Genomic DNA, 18,324 nt, shown 5'->3' with positions numbered 1-18,324 from the left:
TAGGCGTAGGGCGAAGAAAATTGTTGATAAACAATTAGCGCTAATCAATTGGCAACAGGCAGTAAGGAGTTATGATGTAAGTTTTTACCAACAACCAACAACCAACAACCACAACCAACAACAACCAACAAGCAACAACGAATTACTGATACGGAACTATACCCGGCTTGCCCACTTGGAAATCCGGCAAAATGATATCGGTGTTTTGTATGGTGTTTGTTTTAAACAGGTTAGTGCCCCTGTCTGGTATGCTTGGGTAAAACGCCAGCGATAGCTGAAAGCTGTTAAAAATAAGGTAGTCATTATAAATTAACAAACCAACTCCTATTTTGGTATATACTTTACTTTCAAATAGTTTCCGTTCCTCTGTACCCACTACTCCCATAGTAAAACTGGCGAATGGATTAAGACGGAAGCCTAACAAATTCCACGGCGCATACGACTGGGTTTGGAGTGTTAGTAGTGCCTTTTTTGTGCCGAGCAGGGTACGGCTGTCAAAACCTGCAATACCAGTAGCATCGCCGTTAATATTTAGCTGATCGGTTATTATGGACATGCGGTTATCGCCCATAACAACCATAGGTTTTATAAAATGCCTAAAGCGCCAGTTGCCCCACGTTTTAATATTGGTAAAGTACAAAGCATCTAAGCTTAAGGTAGTTTGCTGCGTGTTGCCCCGATAGTAAAAGGAACCCACCTGTGTATTGAGGCTAAAATAACCCCACCTGTAGTAGTTACCAAAGGCATACCGGCCACCTAAATAAAGCCGCCGTTCCTGGTTCTTGTCCTGTAGGCCAAACGTGACCGAATACACCTTACCTATGGGGATATCCTCCACAATATCGTAGTTGAATAAAAACTTATCCTGCACGAACTTACGCGATGTTAAACCTATACTGCCCATGTAAAAATGCTCGTTAGAGTAATATCCAACCGAGTCATATTCTACAGTAGGGGTTTCAGAGTACTGGCGTGCATAGTAGCGTGCTGTAGTTACAAGCCTTGTGGTACGGTCGGCCTCGGTTTCTCCTTCGTAAATCTTAAAGGCATAACCACCCCAAAAATCCTGTGCTTTGGAGTTAAAGTTCTGGTAGTTCCACACTTGCTGTGCGTTAGGTAGTGTATCGCGCTGCACCCTCGATTCTACATAAGCACCACCGGCCCAACGGGTATATGCCGAGAAGAAATCTCTATTTAGACCAAAGGCTTTCAGCGAGTTATCGCTTTGCCATATCTGGTAGGTTGCCTGTGCGGTAACATAGGTATTCATTATGTTGGGTACGGTATAGCGCGCCAGGTACGATGTTTCGCCGGTATTAAACCGCTTATCAAAATCGTTTTCAAACTGGTGCCCCAGCCCAAAAAAGTTACGCTCTGTAAGTTTTATAGAGGTGCCCGAACTGGACGCCGACCCGTTGGGAATAAGGCTCCAGGAGTCGAGTACCCTGATGTAAACATCTATAGAGTCTTTACTGGCTGTAGCCTGCGGTTTTATGGCAACGCGGCGCACAAAGCGCTGGCTACGTATTAAACGCTCTGAATCTAATATTAAAAGCGAATCGAGTGGCTTGTTTTTTTTGAAGAGCAGCAAATTCCGAATCGTCATTTGCTTGGTTTTTAGGTGAATACCATTACCTGTATTTTCTAACCAGGTGTCGGGCTTGCGAGTGGTATCGTTAACCGAATATCCAAACGGGTCGAGTGTTTCGATGATAATTTTGCGCACAATTTTGCCCTGTACCCGTGCATAATTGGTTTGCATTTCGGGGGCCTTGTTTTTTACATCCCTACGTTTTTTAGATGGTTCTTGCTCTTTAACTGCCCTAAAAACAAGCTTATGCACAAATTTAGTAAACTTACGCCTGCTGGAATAATCCTGTAGTTTTTTGTACATCTGGTCGCGATGCTGCTGTACCGTATCTTTTTTCTTAATAGTCTCCTGGGCGTGCAATGGCGCAATGGCAAAAAACGCCAGCAATAAAAGCAGCCTGTAATGTAGTGCCATCTTGTGTCCCTCCTGAAATTAGCCTGAAAATTAGGCAATAATACCCTAATAAAAAGCTAAAATTATGCGTGCATCCATCTTTTACCATACATTTAACAGCAAAATAATGCTTAGATAACTGCTGTTAAAAATAATTTTGTAAAAAGCATTGTTTTTGTAGCTTTGGTTTAATTTAAAAATAAATTATATGGGACTGGATATCAGTGTTATTACCGATAATTATGACAATTTGCTATCTGGCGAGTATATGGATAATTTAAAGAGCAACCATCAGCTACATGGCTTGAGCCGAACTTTTTGCAACTTTATGTGCCGTAAAAACGTTGTTGACCATATTGCGGAGTTGGATCAGATAGGGGAGATAACCAATGTTGATGTATCTGTGTTTTATGATATGGAAGCATACCCGGATGACGAGGGGCTTGAGTTTTTTTTAGAAACTGCCGAGAATGAAGAAGAGCGTGGACAAATAGTTGCAAGTGCCGAGGCTGATAAACAAAAGGTTAGCGGTAATATAGATTTGATATTGAATACAGTAGCTACAATTATTAATAGGTTAACCCCAATTGATAATTTGCCAGCGATTCTATTGCCAACCGAGTTTGATTCGCTAAATAACGCTGTTTATTTTACTGATTTTAAGAAAGATAAGGTAGAAAGCTATACGCGAAATAACTTTGGGCAAGATCTGCGTAATTTTAAACAATTTTTAGAGTATGCTAAAAATACAGGAGCTACAACTGTTTGGTTTACATATAATTAAAAAGCCCTACTAAAATTTAGCAGGGCTCTTGGTATAGTTAGGGAGTATTAACTCTTTTGTTCTTTGTTAAAGTACACAAGGTAGTAATACATTTGTTTCTCTTCATCCCAGCCTTTTTCTACAAATTTCTCGGCACTTTCAGGGTTAATAAAGTCCAGCTTAATTTGTATGTTGGTATCCAGGTTAATAACGTTCTTGATTTTTTTACGGGCATCGCTAACCGCTGCATTAGCAATGGGGAAGGTTGTAACATCCTCAATACTATACTTTGGCGCTTTTTCTACCTTGTAATTTTTAAATTCAGATGCAATGTCCGGATTATCAATAACATCGTTCATAAAAGCAGTCTCTTCAAACGTGTCGTTTTTGGCAAAGTGGTTAACGGCCCTGTTCATAAACATAACCTCTTCTTTCTTGTCTTCTGCCGGAAGCACAACATCTTTAGCAAAATCCTGAACAAACTTCATGTACTTTTTAGTCATAAAGTTCTCATCCTGAAAGGCATCCACCGATAAAAAATGCTCCAGCCAGTAGCGGGCATCATAACGGTTATGGTCTATAGTAAGTATTTTGTAGCCTTCTTCTTTCTTAAAGTTAAAGATAAGGCATCCTTTATCTAATTTATTAAGGTTGATACCCTGTTGAAGCATAACTTCCAGATTATCACCCTTTTCGTCAAACTGAAGGAAGTCTGTTTTTATCTCGCTTTTAAAGATACCAATAGCGTCTACAGGGTTATTGTCGATAGTAAGGTGCGTAAGATAAGCAACATACACCTCGCCATTTTTAATGTGCGGGTGGTTAGACTGCTCAAAAAGGTGCTTGGTTATTTTTTTAGAAACCTCGTGTGTCTTGCTTGGGTCTGTAAAGATCTCTGTAGCAAAGTTATACATGTCGTGGTAGTCTAAATGTACATCGTGCGCAAACTGAAAGTAGTTCTCTTCCTTATCCCTGAAGGGCTTAAAAAAGTACTCTTTTAGCAGCGGAGCAATCTCATCGCTTGGGCTGTACTGCTGCTCCGACAAAAATATAGCCTCGCTGCGGCTCTTGTTACCTACCCTGTGAACCGAAAGGCTCTCTATCTGCGTATTAAATAAGTTGATCATTTTTTTTATGAGTAGCTAAGTTGCTGAGTTACAAAGTAGCTAAGTTAGTGAGTTAAGATTAAAAAGCAGCATAGTAACAAGTTACCTGCTGCCGTATGTTTGTTTTGTTTTAAAAGATACTTTGTTACTATGCCACTTTGAGACTTTGCAACTCAGAACCTTAAAAATTAATTCCAGCTATGGTCGTCAAAACCAAGGTCTTCCATGCTGTCATCGCTAAACATGTCCAGGTCTTCTTCGTCGTAATCGTCGTCAAATTCGCCGTAAAGGTCGTCGCTGGTACTATCGGTACCAAAGGCCATTTCGGGTGCGTTGGCAGGCATTTCGCCATGAGAGAAGAGTAAATCGGGGTAGCTTACGCCAACTTCCGGCTCTTCAATAGCAGCAAGCTCCACAAAAAACGTCCACATATTTAAAAAGTCGTATACATATATAATCTTATTAGCCTCTCTGTCAAGTCTTTCGCCTAAAATATAGTCGGCCATTGTTTTTTGTTCGCCCGGGGTGTCGCCGGTATCAAAAAGCGGAATCTCTTCCTCTTGGGTCCACTCGTCATCGCAGGTATAGAACGAGGCAATCTCCAGCCCGTCAAAGCCAAAGGCATTTACAATTGCGTTGTGCAAATCTTCGAGTGTATCTTCCTCAAGAATAGCTATATCCCTGAAAATATCTTCCTCTGCATCTAGTATTACTCTAAATTTGTAAACCATAATAGTAGTTGTTTTAAAGTTCAAAGGTACTCTTTAAATTTATAAATTGAATTTTGGAATTTTAGAAATTTTAAATAAGAGGGTAAAAATTACAAAAATCCAGGTTCGAAATAACAAGCATCAAAATACAAATTTTAGGCTAAAAAAGGGCTTAATATTTCACTTTTGGACTTCGAGATTGGCAAATAATTTCAGGTTTTCGATTTCGGAATTCAGATTGAAAAAATGTACCCTAAAATTGAAAATTTAACATTGATATTTCACTTTTGGACTTCGAGATTGGCAAACATTTTCAAATTTGAAATTTCAGATTTCAGATTGAAAAATTGTATCCGAAGTTGTTTTTTGTAATTTCCCAAAATTTACCCCTCATAAAACTCCACCGGCAAATCATCCGGGTCGGCAATAAAAGTAAAACGCTTTCCGGTAAATTCGTCTACACGGATGGGTTCGGCCTCAATATTATTTTTGGCGAGCCATGCAACGGTGTCGTCTATATCAGGCACCTCAAAAGCAATGTGTCTTAAACCCTGTGCTTCGGGCCGCGATGGCCTTGCCGGCGGATTGGGGAACGAAAACAGCTCTATAGCATAAGTACCGTTAACAGCAAGGTCTAATTTATACGAGTCGCGCTCCTTACGGTAATTCTCGGCCACAACTGTAAAGCCTAAAATATTGGTGTAAAAGTGTTTAGAAGCCTGATAGTCTTTACAGATAATGGCTACGTGGTGTATTTTGCTAATTGTTATCATAAATAATTTATTCGGGTTGGTTTACCCACCATTGGTTGCCAAATGGGTCTTCGAACCCTGCGGCATAGCCATATTCTTGTTTTGCAGGAGGTTGTAACGATGTGCCACCCTGTTCAATGCCCGCGTTGTACACCCGGTCTACGCTCTCCACGTAAATAAACATGCCGGCAGGCTTCTGTTTCCAGTTGTCGTTGCTTTGGGCAAACATAATTACAGCATCGCCAATTTTAAGCTCGCCATGCATAATAATGCGCTCTTTTTCGCCGGGAAGTATTAGTTGCTCCACAGCACCAAACACTTTTTTGGCATACGTTAAAAACTCGGGGGCGTTATCTAAAACCAGGTAAGGCATTACGGGCAGGTAGTTGGCCGGGATATTCATAAGCTATACGTTTTTGATTTGCAGCACTAAGATACTTTTTTTTGACCGAAAATACCTTATCTGCGCGCCAGCCTTTTTATGCGTTTACCGTATAGCTTTATATTTTTGATGGCCGATGGCGATGGGTACTGCCTGTGCTTGTGGATGTTATTAAAAATAAGTGCCGCAATTAACAGTATAACGGCCCCGCTTAAAACGGGCGACAGCACATACATATATCCCAATGCCTTTATTTGCGCCGACCCCGTCACGGCTATTAGTGCCGTGGCGCCGCCGGGTGGGTGCAGCGTTTTGGTTATCTGCATAAAAATGATGGAGAGCGATACCGCAAGGGGCGCGGCTATCCAAACCGTTTCGGGCAGTAGTTTCTGGATGGTTACGCCAATGAGGGCCGAGATTACATGCCCGCCAATAAGGTTGCGGGGTTGCGCAAGCGGACTCAGTATTACCCCATACACTAAAACACACGATGCCCCAAACGATCCTACAAGTAGTACAACATCCTGCGGGCTAAACATTTTGTATTGTAAAAAGGTAATGGTGCCCAGGCCGATAAACGAACCCACAAAAGCCCAAAAGTGTTCTTTAAAATCTACAAGTGTTTCTTTATAAAACACATAGCGGGCATGGCGGTAGGTGCGCTTAATTTTTTTAATGGGCATAGTAGTGCTTATTTTTTTGCGAAGCTGTACACCGTGTACGGAAAAATGCGCTGTGCGGTGTATTTAGCTACAAAACTTACTATAAGCAAAGGTATAAATAAAGCGTAGTTGTTTATTAACCCACATACTAAAAACAAGGCTGTAAGCGGCGCATGTATGCTGGCACTAAGCATGGCAGCCATGCCCACTATCATAAAATTAAGAGGTATAACGCCGGCATCAAAAAAGGTGTTTAGCGTAATGGCCAGCAACAGGCCTAAAAATGCGCCAATAAAAATGCCGGGTGCAAACACGCCGCCATCGCCACCGGCAGATAGGGTTATGGATGTTATTAGCGGCTTAAGCAGCAGTATCCCCAAAAGGGTAAAGGCTATAAACGGTGTAAGTACAAGGGTATTGGCCGTAAGTAGGCTGTCTTTTAAGGCGTGGTAGCCTTCGCCATACAGTTGTGGTAGCAGCGTTATCATAATAGTAATGGCTGCCGCGCCAAAGAGTATTTTATGGTAACCGGTACTGAATTTTAAAAACTGCTTTTTAAAAAATAACACGCTCTTGGTTAGGTAAATAGAGTTGATACCCGCAAGTACACCCAGCAGCACAAACCACGGCAGGGCATATAAATGCCATTGCGTAATGTTTACGGTAAACAAGGCTTCTTCGCCCAGCATGTACACAAAACCATAGGCCACTGCTGCCGATAGCAGGTTGGTGACAATAAATGCTTTGCTCACTTTTTTAAAGATAACCTCATAAGCAAACAACAATCCCGCAAGGGGTGTGTTAAACAGTGTCGTTAGCCCGGCGGTTATGCCTGCGCAAATAAGCTCCTGCTTGTATTTTTTAAGAAAGGGTTCTTTTTGGGTGGCGACCGACCCAATTGCGGCCGTGGCCACAACGGTAGAAACCTCTATGCCCGTGCTTCCGCCAAAACTAACGGTTAGCAGGCCGTTTATAAAATGCGATGGTATTTTGTACGATGGCAGCGGCGTGCCGGTAGCATTGGCATCAAACACTTCTTTAATGCCTTTGTTCTCTTTTTTCTTAAACAGGTAAAAGCGCAAAATGTAAATTAGCGATAAGCCCACAAACGGAAAAACCGCATACCATAAGTGGTTTTTGGCTGCCCTGTGGTATAATATCTCTTCATAATGTTCTGTAATATGCTTTAACGATACGCCAAGCAATGCTGCCATAAAGCCTATTACAAGAGAAGCGATGATTAATTTTTTATTGAAAATGAGCGCTTTAAGTAACTGTGAAAAAGAAAACTGCATTGTATAAGTGTTTACTATACAAAGATAAAGTCTGCATAAATATTTTCTATAAAATTTAACATTAAAATAGTTTGTAGCCCAGTATAAAGCTAACCGAACTGTATTCTGATTTTACAAGGACATAGTTATGCAGTATACCGCGATTTAGATTTAGCCTAACTTCGGCACTGTATCTGCTATAGCTAAAACCGGCACCAATCGCAGCATACGATGTTTTTGTAACATCAAAAGGGTTAGCATACTGCTGCCCATCGCTTAAATAGTTATAACTAATTTGAGAAGTACCAACATTAAGGGCAAGTACGTACATGGCATCTATAAATAGCTTCGAATTTTTATTAAGATACATATAATGCCTAACACCCGCCGGAACTTCAAGATACTTAAAGTCGGCGTTCCACTTATAGTTCTTTAAAGTACCTTTGTTTTTATACTGGCTGTAGTTAGGATCTACAAACAACGCCCATTTGTTGTTATTAAAGGGTAATTGAAGTTCTATTTCGGCTCCTATTCTAAAAATTGCTTTACCATCAAAGTCAAATTTCTGTCCAGCACCGTCGCGGCGCATGGCATCTAAAGAAGTAAAATTAACCCCGGGTGTAATCTTAAAATTTATAACCGACTTGTTTTGAGATGCGCTAAGGTTGCTTACTTCCTGCCCGCTGCCACCGTTATATTCTAAAAACAGTTTAACCAGTGGGTCTTTGCTGTACCTTATAGATTTAAAACGTTCAGGATCTTTAAACTTATCCTTCATAATATCAAACAACTGTCCTCTAAATTTGTTGTTGTAACCCACTTTGCCGTCACTCTCATACTGCTTATAAACCAGTTGCTGTGCTGTTGCGTTATCATCGGTACTTACAAAATAGCGTACCAGGTTGCTGTCTTCGTAATGCAAAAGTGTAGCTTTGCCATCAACCAGAACCTTTAAAAACAAGGTTTCGCGTATAAACTCCGGAGCTTCTTTAATGCTCATGCGCGATACATCGTTGCCGGAACGGTCTATATCGGTGGTAAAACGCCTAAATTCGTAGCCCGACACATTAAACTTTTGTACGATCTTTATGTTTGCCTTTTGGGTTTCAGCTGCTTCGGTAAGCTTATAGTCAAATTCGGTTGGGCTGTCTTTCCAGCCAATATTGCGTATCAGGCAATTGGTTGTCGTGCCATCGTTACTTACAAAATAACCGGGTTGATACGAGTTTTGCGAAAAGCCTAAAAATGCGGTAAAAAGTAATAGTAGGGTAATTGCCTGTTTCATGGTTTGTTTTTGGAGCTGCGAAAGTATTAAAATAAACCAAATTATACTGTAACGTTGCTATTATTAATACGTTCGCCTGCGCTTACGGCTGTAAAAATCAAAAATATAATACAGTACCGTACCCACCACAAGAGCAGTGATTATATATAAAGATGTATTAGTTACCTGCATCTTCTTTAAAAAAACAAAGGTTATGGCATGCGACAGGTACAACGGGTAGGATATGTTGCCCAGCAAATTGGCTATTTTAGTAAAAGCAGGTTTAAATGCCGTAATTTTAGCATTATGCACCAGTGTAAAATAAGGTATCGCTAAGCAAATGGTCTTGCCAAGAAATACGGGCAGGTCGGTTATTAGTAGATCAATGTCATGGTTCTTGATGCGATAGGCGGTTTGTATGGCAATGGTTAGCCCCGCAGTACCCAACAGCAGCAACCCGATGATAGCATTACTTTGTTTTTTATTATATGATGTTGCCTTATTAAAACCCGCCAGCCATATAAAAGATAAAAGCAACAGGTTAAGCCCGAACGGGATACCCGCATAGTACCGCCAGTTAAACAGCGTGCGCCCGCAGGTATATAAAACATAGCATAAAAAGGAGAATCCAATAAGGTAGAGCAGCTGGTTCTTTTTTAGTTTTAGGAGCAACGGCGCGAGGCAGTACAGCCACACTTCCAACGATAAAGACCAGGCCGCGGGTATGTATGAGACTTCGGTTACCACCTGGTTCAAAAAAAACACGTTGGCTATAAGCGTCGCAATCCCGGTAATGTTAAGATGAAGCCCTGCAATAGCAACGGTAAGCGCAATACAGGCCAGGTACACCGGATAGATGCGCTGCAGCCTCCGCTTAAAAAAATGCTCTTTATTATTGGAGATGGAAATGCCTATCGAAAATCCGCTTATAAGCAAAAAGCCCAGTACAGCCTCAAAAGAGCCCATGTTGTAAAGCCATTGCAGGCTGGTTATATTGGCAAACTCCTTTAAATGCCAAACCATTACAACAAACGCCAGCACAAAACGGGTAAGCGATAGGGCTGCCCAGTTGGTGTTTTCTTTAAGATTGTTGGTCGCCATATATAAAGTTGAATTGCTGCGTAAAACTATACTTTTTTTATTCGGTGTACAAAATATACTACACAAACAACTCATCCTTAAAATTCTGCAACTCGGCAACCTTTTTTATGAAAGCAGGCGGCACTAACGCAACTTTGCTTCATCAAACCAACAGCCATGAAAACACTTTTACTCCTAACCTTATTTTTAACAGCATTTACGGCCCAGGCGCAAACCGTTATCAGCGGTACCGTTACCAACGCTAAAGGGCAGCCTGTTGCCGGCGCCAACATTTATATAGATGGCACGTATGATGGCGCCACATCGGCCGAAGACGGTACCTTTAATTTCGAAACTACCGCCACACGCGCACAGGTACTGGTAATTACTTTTTTAAGTGCCGATGATGTAAGGCAGGATATAGTGGTGGAAAATTTTAAGCCGCAAACATTCAAACTCCGCGAAAGCGTAAATACGTTAGATGCCGTGGTAATTTCGGCCGGTACGTTTAGCGCCGGAGATAACAGCAAGGTCAACGTACTTAAACCGCTGGATATTGTAACAACGGCAGGATCTGCCGGAAATATTATAGCCGCGCTGCAAACACTACCGGGCACACAAACAGTAGGCGAAAGCGGCAGGCTATTTGTGCGCGGCGGCGAGGCCGATGAAACACAGACTTTTGTAGACGGTATCCGTGTGGCGCAGCCCTACAATGCCACCGCTAACAATTTGCCGACCCGTGGCCGTTTTTCGCCCTTTCTTTTTAAGGGGATGACGTTTAGCACCGGGGGGTATTCGGCTGAGTTTGGCGAGGCATTATCGAGCGTGCTGCTGCTTAACACGATAGAAGAGCCGGCGGAAGAAGCTACCGAAGTAGCGGTAATGACGGTAGGACTTGGCCTTAGCAACACCCAAAAGTGGGATAAAAGTTCGCTTAGCGTTAATGCGGCCTACACCAACCTGCAACCCTACCAGTGGATCGTTCCGCAGGATGTTAACTGGAACAAGCCCTACCAGTCTATTGCCGGCGAGAGTGTGTACCGCTATAAATTTACCAATGGTATGTTTAAGGTGTACGCCGCTTTTGACCATGCCGACTTCGACCTGAACCAAAAGGATATTAACGAGCCTGCACCGGTTAGGGTAAATATGGCTAACGATAATTTTTATGTAAACTCATCGTATAAAGGTATGTTCGGCACGCAGTGGACCATACAAACGGGTGTGTCTTACGGTTACAGCCACAACAATATTGGGCTTAACGCCGATAAGGTTACCAATGGCGAGCACAGCAGCCATCTTAAATTAAAACTAACTAAAGGTTTTAGCGACAGGGTAAAGCTGACTTTTGGTGGCGATTATTTTATTACCGATTTTAATGAGGATTATAAAGAACCCACCGGCTTTGCCTACAACAGTGGTTATTACAACGGCATTGGCGCGCTGTATGCCGAGGGCGATGTTATCTTTTCTAAAAACTTTGCCATTAAGGCAGGGATGAGGAGTTCGTACTCCCAAATAATTGGCAAGACTACCATAGAGCCAAGGGCGGCACTGGCGTACAAGGCGGGTAAAAAAGGACAGTTTTCTTTAGCCTACGGCGATTTTTACCAAACCCCAAAGCAGGATTATATTAAATATTTCAAACAATTTGATTTCGAAAAAACCGCCCACTATATTTTTAACTACATGTACAACAGCGAGGGCAAAACCTTTAGGGCCGAAGCCTATTACAAAGACTACAACAGCCTTGTAAAATACAACACCCAATTGCCGGAATATAACAGCCAGTACACCAATGGTGGTAAGGGCTACGCGCGGGGTATCGACCTTTTTTGGAGGGATAACCGTACCTTTAAAAACGTTGATTACTGGATTTCGTACTCGTACATAGACAGCAAGCGCGATTACAAAAATTACGAAAGCAAAGTAACGCCAAGCTACATAGCCCCGCACAATTTTTCTGTAGTAACAAAATACTGGATAAACGATTTGCGCTCGCAATTAGGCGTTACCTACAGCTACAACTCGGGCCGCCCGTACGACAATCCTAACGAAACCAGGTTTATGAATGGCCACACCAAAAGCTACAACAACCTTAGCCTTAGCTGGGCCTACCTGCTGTCGCAGCAAAAAATACTGTACTTCTCGGTATCTAATGTTTTAGGAGCCGATAATGTTTTTGGCTACAACTATGCCGACAACGCGGGTGCCGACGGCCAGTTTGCACGCCAGGCGGTTACGCAGCCCGCAAGCCGTTTCTTTTTCGTAGGCTTTTTCTGGACCATCAGCTCCAATAAAAGCAAAAACCAACTGGAAAATTTGTAAGCTGATTGTTTTAATAACAAAGGGCACAACCGTAGTAATTGTGCCCTGTTGCCAAACAAACTTAAATAGTACAAAATTAATGGGTCATTCGTACGGGTGTAAATGTTAGTACATGCGCCAGGTCGAATACCCTTATGTTGGTACAGCGGTTATTAATAAAATCGGTAAGGTCCAGCCTTCGCCTTTCAAGGTCGTTAAAAGTTCTTACGGTGGCTGCACCCGTTGGCCTGTTCGCGGCATCGGTTACAGTAATGCCCGTTAAAAACCCAGAGAGTTGCGCCTTAGAGCCAAAAGGTGCGGGCTTAACATGGGTAAAAAACGTATTGGTTTCGCCGCCGTGGCAACCGCTGCATGTATTAAACGAGAATATGTGCCGGGCTTCATCACTGGTAATAAAGGCGCCCCCGGCCGCAGTTGCAGTACCGTTCCAAAAATGGCCGGGACTCATAGTATGAGCCTTACCGCCCAAAAACGCAGTAGTAGGCGTTGTGGTACCCGCTGTTAGCGGCACCTGCTCCGGAACTTCATAATTATTATTTACAATAATGCCTGAATTATTGTTAACATAGGTAATAAGGCGCTGCACATCGGCATTATTAATTTTTGCATTGTACTTTTTAGCAGGCTCCTGCTTTACCGTTGCCGGAACAAGCAGCCCTGTATCGGCAAGGTTAAACTCCCTTAGCTCCCACGGCGATGTTAAAAAATCATCCGTACGTATCTGGTTAATAGAATTTTGGTTAGGCTTATTAACATTGGTGCCGCTTTGGGTAAACTGCATGGTTATATGCTCCAGGGCATTGTTGTAAGCGGCACTGCCTGTTGCAAGGGCATCAAGGGCATGCCATTCTCTGGCAAAATCTTTAACGGTGCTGCATTTGGATTTATTAATACCATATTCAAAAATAACGGTAAACTGCAACGGACTGCAATTGGCGCCCATTGCGCTAAAAACAAACCTGCCTTCGCCGGCATTGCTAAAACCGTAGCCAGAATTTCCTCTCAAGTCCATGCGGTTTACAATAGCCAGTAATTTAAAAGGGGCAAGCTCCATTTTAAGTTCACCATTAGGTGCTCCCGCAGCCTGGCTGGCATTTAACCACGGCGTTAATAATGTGTTTTGCACAGTGGCCCTTGCCGGCACATCTTCGCCATTTATGGTTTGGTTGGTTTGCCAGGTATTAAGCCATTTTATAACAAAGTCAGACACCTGGGCATCGGTAGCAATGGCCCCGGGGTTGGGCGATGCCATTTGCCGCATTAGCGCACCAAATGTCCACACGCCGTTTGCAGTACCGGCACCCGTGCAGGGGTTAAATGTACGTGCAGGGTCTTCAACCACGCTTACCTCATTAATCAACAGTGTTTTTGCAGGATCGGTAAGGCCAACGGTAATCCTGAAAATATCGGGCGGTATTCTAAAAATACGCCCGGCAGTAAACCGTGTAAGGTCGGCCGTGTGCAATTCTTTTGTGTTTAGGGTAAGCATCTGCCTGTTTTTAAACACCGTCATCCGGTCGTTATCCAGGGCAGCTTTTTGCCTGCCCGCAATTTCCTGCTTAAACTGGCCCAGGTCTTCCTTTAAAAATACCGAAAACTGGTTGTCGTTAGCCTTCTTATCGGCAAACTTACCATCATCACGCAGTACCACCTTTTTGTCGTCCAGCAGTAGTGCCAGATACCTGCCCCTTATAACATCTTTATCAAACTGGGCAATAAACCTCATGTTGTTACCATTATCTAATGGTTTCTCTAATGCTTCAAAAAAAACATTTTTGGCAATTGGCGGCGATTTCTCAAATGCCGGATTAATTTCTATTTTTTTGAGCAATTCATCATAATCGTCTTTTCGTTTGCACGAAAAAACAAGCAGCGCAATGGCTACCAGCAGTACTACTTTTTTTGCATTCATATATATAATTATTAAAAGGTTGGAATTTCCTTACAGTGTAATTATGCTATGAATTTAGTTGTGCAAAACAGAGTACGATATTACAAAATAAATACAAGTTTTGTTTTTAATTACCTTAAAATCAGTTAATTTACTGTTTTTTCGGGTCGAAGTGCATTTACAGCCATCAAAAACAATAAACACAAACCAGATTACGTGATTTATAGTATTAAAGCCTGAAAATCAAATCGTTCTGGTTATTAAGGGTCGATTTGGTAATGGCGGTAGGCTTAAAGCCATATTGTTCTACCAGCTGCTCTTTATACTGTTTAAATTCCTGGTGGGTTAACGATGGGTCAAACCGTACCGACGATATAAATTCCGACGGCTCGATCTTTAAACGGCAAAGCCTGCTGTTGTTGGCATCAATCAAACCTGAATCGGGCAGGGCAATAAGGCGTATCTCCTTCTCATAATTGTACGATTTTCGTTTTATGAGCAGCGATTTAATGTGTTCTTCATTAATCTCCTCCGATTGAAGGCATCGTACATACTCCTCGTTAGCAGGCAGCTTTAATAAGTTTTTATTAGTTAAGTAGTTAACCATCCCGTAATAAAAATTGCCTTTATTAAGGTCGGCTATATGCTGTAGCCTGTCAAAATGTGTGGTAATACGCACTCCGGGGTGCCTTTTGGTAACGCCTTCGTTATTGGCTTTGGTAGTGTATATTTGCCATAGCGCATACGAATCGTCATCATAACTCCAGCACTGGGCATAAATTTTATCTTTGGCAGGATGCTCGTATGGCAGGCCATTTTTAATAATGCGGGCATTAAAAATAATATTCTCCATAGGGTCTGTCCAGCAATTGGGCTGTACAAACACAAGCTCTTTATTGTTTAATATCTGAAAAAACCGGTCCAGCAACTCAATACGGTACAGGTAAGGTTGTTCCAGCAACGGTTTTTTTAAAGTTCCAATTAGTTTCATTTTCGTAATCTAAAAATCCTACTTCACCCTAATATATATGTGTCGTGTGTTGCCCTTACCGGTTTCGCGCTCGTCGATCTCAAACCTTTCGGTACTCTTAATCAGCGGCAGCAGCTTTGGGAAACCGTAATTGCGGGGGTCAAAGTCGGTACGTTTCTTCACAATAAAATTACCAAGGTCGCCCAAAAACGTCCAGCCCGTGTCGTCGGCCAGGTCGCTCGCGCTCTTAGTAAGCAGTTTAGTAAGCTGGTCGTCAAGGCCGGTAAGCGGTTTGTTCTCTACTTTAGGGGCTTCCTTGCCTTTAACGCTTTTAACCACCGGCGGCGCAACATCGGGTTTTAAAATTTCAATATAAATAAACTTATCGCAGGCGGTAATAAATGGGGTAGGGGTTTTCTTTTCGCCAATGCCAATAACCTTCATACCCGCTTCGCGCAGGCGCATGGCCAGTCGTGTAAAATCGCTGTCGCTGCTCACAATGCAAAAACCCTCCACCTTTTCGGCATACAAAATATCCATGGCATCAATAATCAGGGCACTGTCGCTGCTGTTCTTTCCGCTGGTGTAGCTGTACTGCTGTATGGGGGTAATGGCGTTATCCAGCAAAACATTTTTCCAGCCGTTAGCGTTAGGCTTGGTCCAGTCGGCATAAATACGCTTAATGGTGGGGGTGCCGCTCTTGGCAATTTCCTCCAGCATTTCTTTAACGTGCGTGTACGATACGTTATCGGCATCAATTAAAACGGCCAGGCGCAATTCTTTTCTAAAAGTATCCATGGGTTTGGTATATATATAGGTGTACAGAAGTATAGTAAATTGTAGTATAAACCTACAACAATTTTTACAGGCGCACAACAAAGTGGCTACAAAACAGGGGTACAGCATTTTAACAAAACATGGCACAGTATTGGCATAATAGAGGTTGTGAAAAGAAACAACCTAATATACACCACAGTAGCAGCCGTTGCGCTGTTGCTTATAATATCGTGCTCCGGCTTAACCCAAAGCATATCTACCGGATTTACTAAAGTGGCCGATGCGGTTACCAACCCCACCGCACGCCAGGTTTACGCCCGCGAGTTTAACGATAACAAAACTATTTATACCGAATGGGATATTGCCTACAACACCGCTAAAGCCTATGATAGCCTGCAGGTTACATTGCCTTACGGCGAAAAAGGGGTTTTTACGCCCAACAGCAATGCCGTGTATACCTACACCGTGCAGTTGCAGGAAGGGGAGGTGTTGCAGGCTGCAGTGGCCGCCGACTCCGTAAACCAGCGTATGTTTATAGATGTGCTTGCCCAACAGGACACCGCCTATGTACCGGTGCTAAGTACCAAGATTGGCGAGGCATCTTTAGAATACGAAGTACCGCAGACCGGATTTTATAAAGTAATCATCCAGCCCGAACTGGCGGCCAACAGTAATTTTTTTATCAGCCTGAGCAAGCGTCCGCTTTATGTATTCCCGGTATCAGGCAAAGGCAACGCGGCAATAGGCAGTTTTTGGGGTATGGAACGCGATGGCGGCAAACGCTCGCACGAGGGAATCGACATTTTTGCCAAACGCGGCACCCCTGTGGTAGCCATTACCAACGGCTCTGTTAGCTACACCGGCGAAAAAGGCCTGGGCGGCAAGCAGGTCTGGCTGCGCGACGGGCTGTTTGGCAAATCGTTATACTATGCCCACCTGGACAGTATAGCGGTGCAAACCGGCGCCAGTGTAAAAACCGGCGACACCCTTGGCTTTGTGGGCAACACCGGCAATGCAAAATTTACGCCGCCGCACCTGCACTTTGGCATTTATAAAAGTGGCGCCGTAAACCCGCTGCCCTACGTGTATCAAATTCCTAAAGTTACACCGGCCCAGTTTACCCGAAGCTTTGCCGCCGCAACCCTAAAAACAAAAGGTAAAGCCAACCTGCGCCAGGGGCCATCTACAAGCGCACCAACCGTAGGTGCACTAAGTCCAACCCAAACCGTAACCCTGCTGGGCCAGCACAACGACTGGCTGCACATACAAACCCCAACCGGCCAAAAAGCCTTTTTGCACAAAAGCCTGGCCAAAGCCATTAATTAGTACTCCTTATATATATATAGGAGTTGTTTTGTATAAGCTAATATTATCCCTGCTGTACCCGTTCTTGGCTCCCCTCTCCTTTGCTGCGCCAGTTCGCTGCGCTCGTGTGGAGAGGGGTTAGGGGAGAGGACTTATTATAAATAAGAGTAACCTTTGTGTAACTTTGCGCCTTCTTTGAGAATCTTTGCGAAATAGCCTTTAGTTATATTACCAAATCGACAAAACTGCCCCAATCTACCTCTTAAATTTGATAAAACCCCACCCAGATCCACCTCCCGATAAAAAATAACAAAAAACTTTCGTATTCAAGCTTCACATTAACAAAGAGTTAAGAAAAACATTTAAAAAAGGTTTAGATAAAGCTTTGAAAAGCGAAAAGAAGTGGTACTTTTGCACCCGCATTAGAGAGCAAGTTCTTACACAAACTGAAAACGCAAACAAGGCATTAACCGATAGCAATAAAGGTTAAAAAAAAGTAAAATAAAGCTTGGATGATAAAGGGAAAAGATAGTATCTTTGCCCTCCCTAACCGAAAGGAAAGGTGCTCATTGTAAAGCTGAAATACCAAGCCTGGCTTACCGCACCGAGAGGGACGGGTTTAAAAAAAAGGTTAAATTTTTTTTTGAAAAAGCTTGTGGGTTTAAAAAGAAGTTGTACTTTTGCAGCCGCTTACCGAGACAGCCATTGTGGCGGGAATTGGAAAGCGAATTAAAATAAGAAGACACGTTCATAGACATATTGAATTGACAGCATAAGAGAGAGTAAGACTACTTGATTTTATCGAAATAAATACCTAGCATATAAGGTCGTAAAAAATATTTAAAATATACGATGAAGAGTTTGATCCTGGCTCAGGATGAACGCTAGCGGCAGGCCTAACACATGCAAGTCGAGGGGTAGAGGCTTTCGGGCCTTGAGACCGGCGCACGGGTGCGTAACGCGTATGCAATCTACCTTGTACAGGGGGATAGCCCAGAGAAATTTGGATTAATACCCCATAGTATATAGAGAGGGATTCCTTTTTATATTAAAGTTCCAACGGTACAAGATGA

At 42.8% G+C, this 18,324-nt stretch carries 15 protein-coding genes and 1 rRNA gene; 4 read left to right on the top strand and 12 right to left on the bottom strand.

The window, feature by feature from the left end:
• Positions 1–142: 142 nt before the first annotated feature.
• Positions 143–2,005 carry a hypothetical protein gene (locus tag G509_RS0118405; protein ID WP_026992886.1) on the bottom strand — a complete coding sequence of 621 codons (1,863 nt, stop codon included), beginning with the start codon at positions 2,003–2,005 and terminating at the stop codon, positions 143–145.
• 187 nt (positions 2,006–2,192) lie between these two features.
• On the opposite strand from G509_RS0118405, the gene G509_RS0118400 reads away from it, so the two are divergent.
• Positions 2,193–2,768, top strand: a complete 576-nt coding sequence (locus tag G509_RS0118400) for a hypothetical protein (RefSeq protein WP_026992885.1) — start codon at positions 2,193–2,195, stop codon at positions 2,766–2,768.
• 47 nt (positions 2,769–2,815) lie between these two features.
• Here the strand turns inward: G509_RS0118400 and G509_RS0118395 are convergent, their stop codons facing one another.
• The 8 genes from G509_RS0118395 to G509_RS0118360 all read right to left on the bottom strand — a co-directional run bounded on the left by G509_RS0118395 (position 2,816) and on the right by G509_RS0118360 (position 9,998).
• Positions 2,816–3,874, bottom strand: coding sequence for a nucleoid-associated protein (locus G509_RS0118395; RefSeq protein ID WP_026992884.1), 1,059 nt, complete (start codon positions 3,872–3,874; stop codon positions 2,816–2,818).
• Positions 3,875–4,041: 167 nt separating this feature from the next.
• A complete protein-coding gene (locus G509_RS0118390; RefSeq protein WP_026992883.1) occupies positions 4,042–4,584 on the bottom strand; it encodes an IS1096 element passenger TnpR family protein in 543 nt (180 codons plus the stop codon).
• 362 nt (positions 4,585–4,946) lie between these two features.
• A complete protein-coding gene (gloA2, locus tag G509_RS0118385; RefSeq protein ID WP_026992882.1) occupies positions 4,947–5,336 on the bottom strand; it encodes an SMU1112c/YaeR family gloxylase I-like metalloprotein in 390 nt (129 codons plus the stop codon).
• Between the two features lie 7 nt (positions 5,337–5,343).
• Positions 5,344–5,718, bottom strand: a complete 375-nt coding sequence (locus tag G509_RS0118380) for a VOC family protein (protein ID WP_026992881.1) — start codon at positions 5,716–5,718, stop codon at positions 5,344–5,346.
• Positions 5,719–5,774: 56 nt separating this feature from the next.
• Positions 5,775–6,380 carry an HPP family protein gene (locus G509_RS0118375; RefSeq protein WP_026992880.1) on the bottom strand — a complete coding sequence of 202 codons (606 nt, stop codon included), beginning with the start codon at positions 6,378–6,380 and terminating at the stop codon, positions 5,775–5,777.
• Positions 6,381–6,388: 8 nt separating this feature from the next.
• Positions 6,389–7,654 (bottom strand): chloride channel protein, encoded by a 1,266-nt coding sequence (locus tag G509_RS0118370; protein ID WP_035739340.1) that lies wholly within the window; start codon positions 7,652–7,654, stop codon positions 6,389–6,391.
• A 61-nt stretch (positions 7,655–7,715) separates the two neighbouring features.
• Positions 7,716–8,918 (bottom strand): hypothetical protein, encoded by a 1,203-nt coding sequence (locus tag G509_RS0118365; protein WP_026992878.1) that lies wholly within the window; start codon positions 8,916–8,918, stop codon positions 7,716–7,718.
• A gap of 63 nt (positions 8,919–8,981) precedes the next feature.
• Positions 8,982–9,998 carry an acyltransferase family protein gene (locus G509_RS0118360; protein WP_026992877.1) on the bottom strand — a complete coding sequence of 339 codons (1,017 nt, stop codon included), beginning with the start codon at positions 9,996–9,998 and terminating at the stop codon, positions 8,982–8,984.
• 156 nt (positions 9,999–10,154) lie between these two features.
• Between G509_RS0118360 and G509_RS0118355 the strand changes: the two genes are divergently transcribed.
• Complete coding sequence (locus G509_RS0118355; RefSeq protein WP_026992876.1) at positions 10,155–12,308, top strand: TonB-dependent receptor; 2,154 nt, start codon at positions 10,155–10,157, stop codon at positions 12,306–12,308.
• Between the two features lie 76 nt (positions 12,309–12,384).
• On the opposite strand, the gene G509_RS22485 is transcribed toward G509_RS0118355, so the two are convergent.
• The 3 genes from G509_RS22485 to G509_RS0118340 all read right to left on the bottom strand — a co-directional run bounded on the left by G509_RS22485 (position 12,385) and on the right by G509_RS0118340 (position 15,967).
• Complete coding sequence (locus tag G509_RS22485; protein ID WP_051200368.1) at positions 12,385–14,220, bottom strand: hypothetical protein; 1,836 nt, start codon at positions 14,218–14,220, stop codon at positions 12,385–12,387.
• A gap of 208 nt (positions 14,221–14,428) precedes the next feature.
• Positions 14,429–15,190 (bottom strand): hypothetical protein, encoded by a 762-nt coding sequence (locus G509_RS0118345; RefSeq protein WP_026992875.1) that lies wholly within the window; start codon positions 15,188–15,190, stop codon positions 14,429–14,431.
• Positions 15,191–15,208: 18 nt separating this feature from the next.
• Positions 15,209–15,967, bottom strand: a complete 759-nt coding sequence (locus G509_RS0118340; protein WP_026992874.1) for an NYN domain-containing protein — start codon at positions 15,965–15,967, stop codon at positions 15,209–15,211.
• Positions 15,968–16,114: 147 nt separating this feature from the next.
• Between G509_RS0118340 and G509_RS22480 the strand changes: the two genes are divergently transcribed.
• Together G509_RS22480 and G509_RS0118330 are read left to right on the top strand one after the other, a co-directional pair.
• Entirely contained in the window at positions 16,115–17,272 is a 1,158-nt protein-coding gene (locus tag G509_RS22480) for a peptidoglycan DD-metalloendopeptidase family protein (protein WP_051200367.1), read from the top strand.
• 828 nt (positions 17,273–18,100) lie between these two features.
• Positions 18,101–18,324 (top strand): 16S ribosomal RNA (locus G509_RS0118330); the annotation flags it as partial.

This window comes from Flavobacterium subsaxonicum WB 4.1-42 = DSM 21790 (genome assembly GCF_000422725.1).
GTDB lineage: Bacteria > Bacteroidota > Bacteroidia > Flavobacteriales > Flavobacteriaceae > Flavobacterium > Flavobacterium subsaxonicum.
The sequence above is the reverse complement of the archived record's forward strand: the minus strand, read 5'-3'. Positions and strand labels throughout refer to the sequence as shown.

Bases quoted from the DNA above. Each gene is read 5' to 3' on its own strand.
- G509_RS0118405 (WP_026992886.1), bottom strand. From the start codon at position 2,005: ATGGCACTACATTACAGGCTGCTTTTATTGCTGGCGTTTTTTGCCATT.
- G509_RS0118400 (WP_026992885.1), top strand. From the start codon at position 2,193: ATGGGACTGGATATCAGTGTTATTACCGATAATTATGACAATTTGCTA.
- G509_RS0118395 (WP_026992884.1), bottom strand. From the start codon at position 3,874: ATGATCAACTTATTTAATACGCAGATAGAGAGCCTTTCGGTTCACAGG.
- G509_RS0118390 (WP_026992883.1), bottom strand. From the start codon at position 4,584: ATGGTTTACAAATTTAGAGTAATACTAGATGCAGAGGAAGATATTTTC.
- gloA2 (WP_026992882.1), bottom strand. From the start codon at position 5,336: ATGATAACAATTAGCAAAATACACCACGTAGCCATTATCTGTAAAGAC.
- G509_RS0118380 (WP_026992881.1), bottom strand. From the start codon at position 5,718: ATGAATATCCCGGCCAACTACCTGCCCGTAATGCCTTACCTGGTTTTA.
- G509_RS0118375 (WP_026992880.1), bottom strand. From the start codon at position 6,380: ATGCCCATTAAAAAAATTAAGCGCACCTACCGCCATGCCCGCTATGTG.
- G509_RS0118370 (WP_035739340.1), bottom strand. From the start codon at position 7,654: ATGCAGTTTTCTTTTTCACAGTTACTTAAAGCGCTCATTTTCAATAAA.
- G509_RS0118365 (WP_026992878.1), bottom strand. From the start codon at position 8,918: ATGAAACAGGCAATTACCCTACTATTACTTTTTACCGCATTTTTAGGC.
- G509_RS0118360 (WP_026992877.1), bottom strand. From the start codon at position 9,998: ATGGCGACCAACAATCTTAAAGAAAACACCAACTGGGCAGCCCTATCG.
- G509_RS0118355 (WP_026992876.1), top strand. From the start codon at position 10,155: ATGAAAACACTTTTACTCCTAACCTTATTTTTAACAGCATTTACGGCC.
- G509_RS22485 (WP_051200368.1), bottom strand. From the start codon at position 14,220: ATGAATGCAAAAAAAGTAGTACTGCTGGTAGCCATTGCGCTGCTTGTT.
- G509_RS0118345 (WP_026992875.1), bottom strand. From the start codon at position 15,190: ATGAAACTAATTGGAACTTTAAAAAAACCGTTGCTGGAACAACCTTAC.
- G509_RS0118340 (WP_026992874.1), bottom strand. From the start codon at position 15,967: ATGGATACTTTTAGAAAAGAATTGCGCCTGGCCGTTTTAATTGATGCC.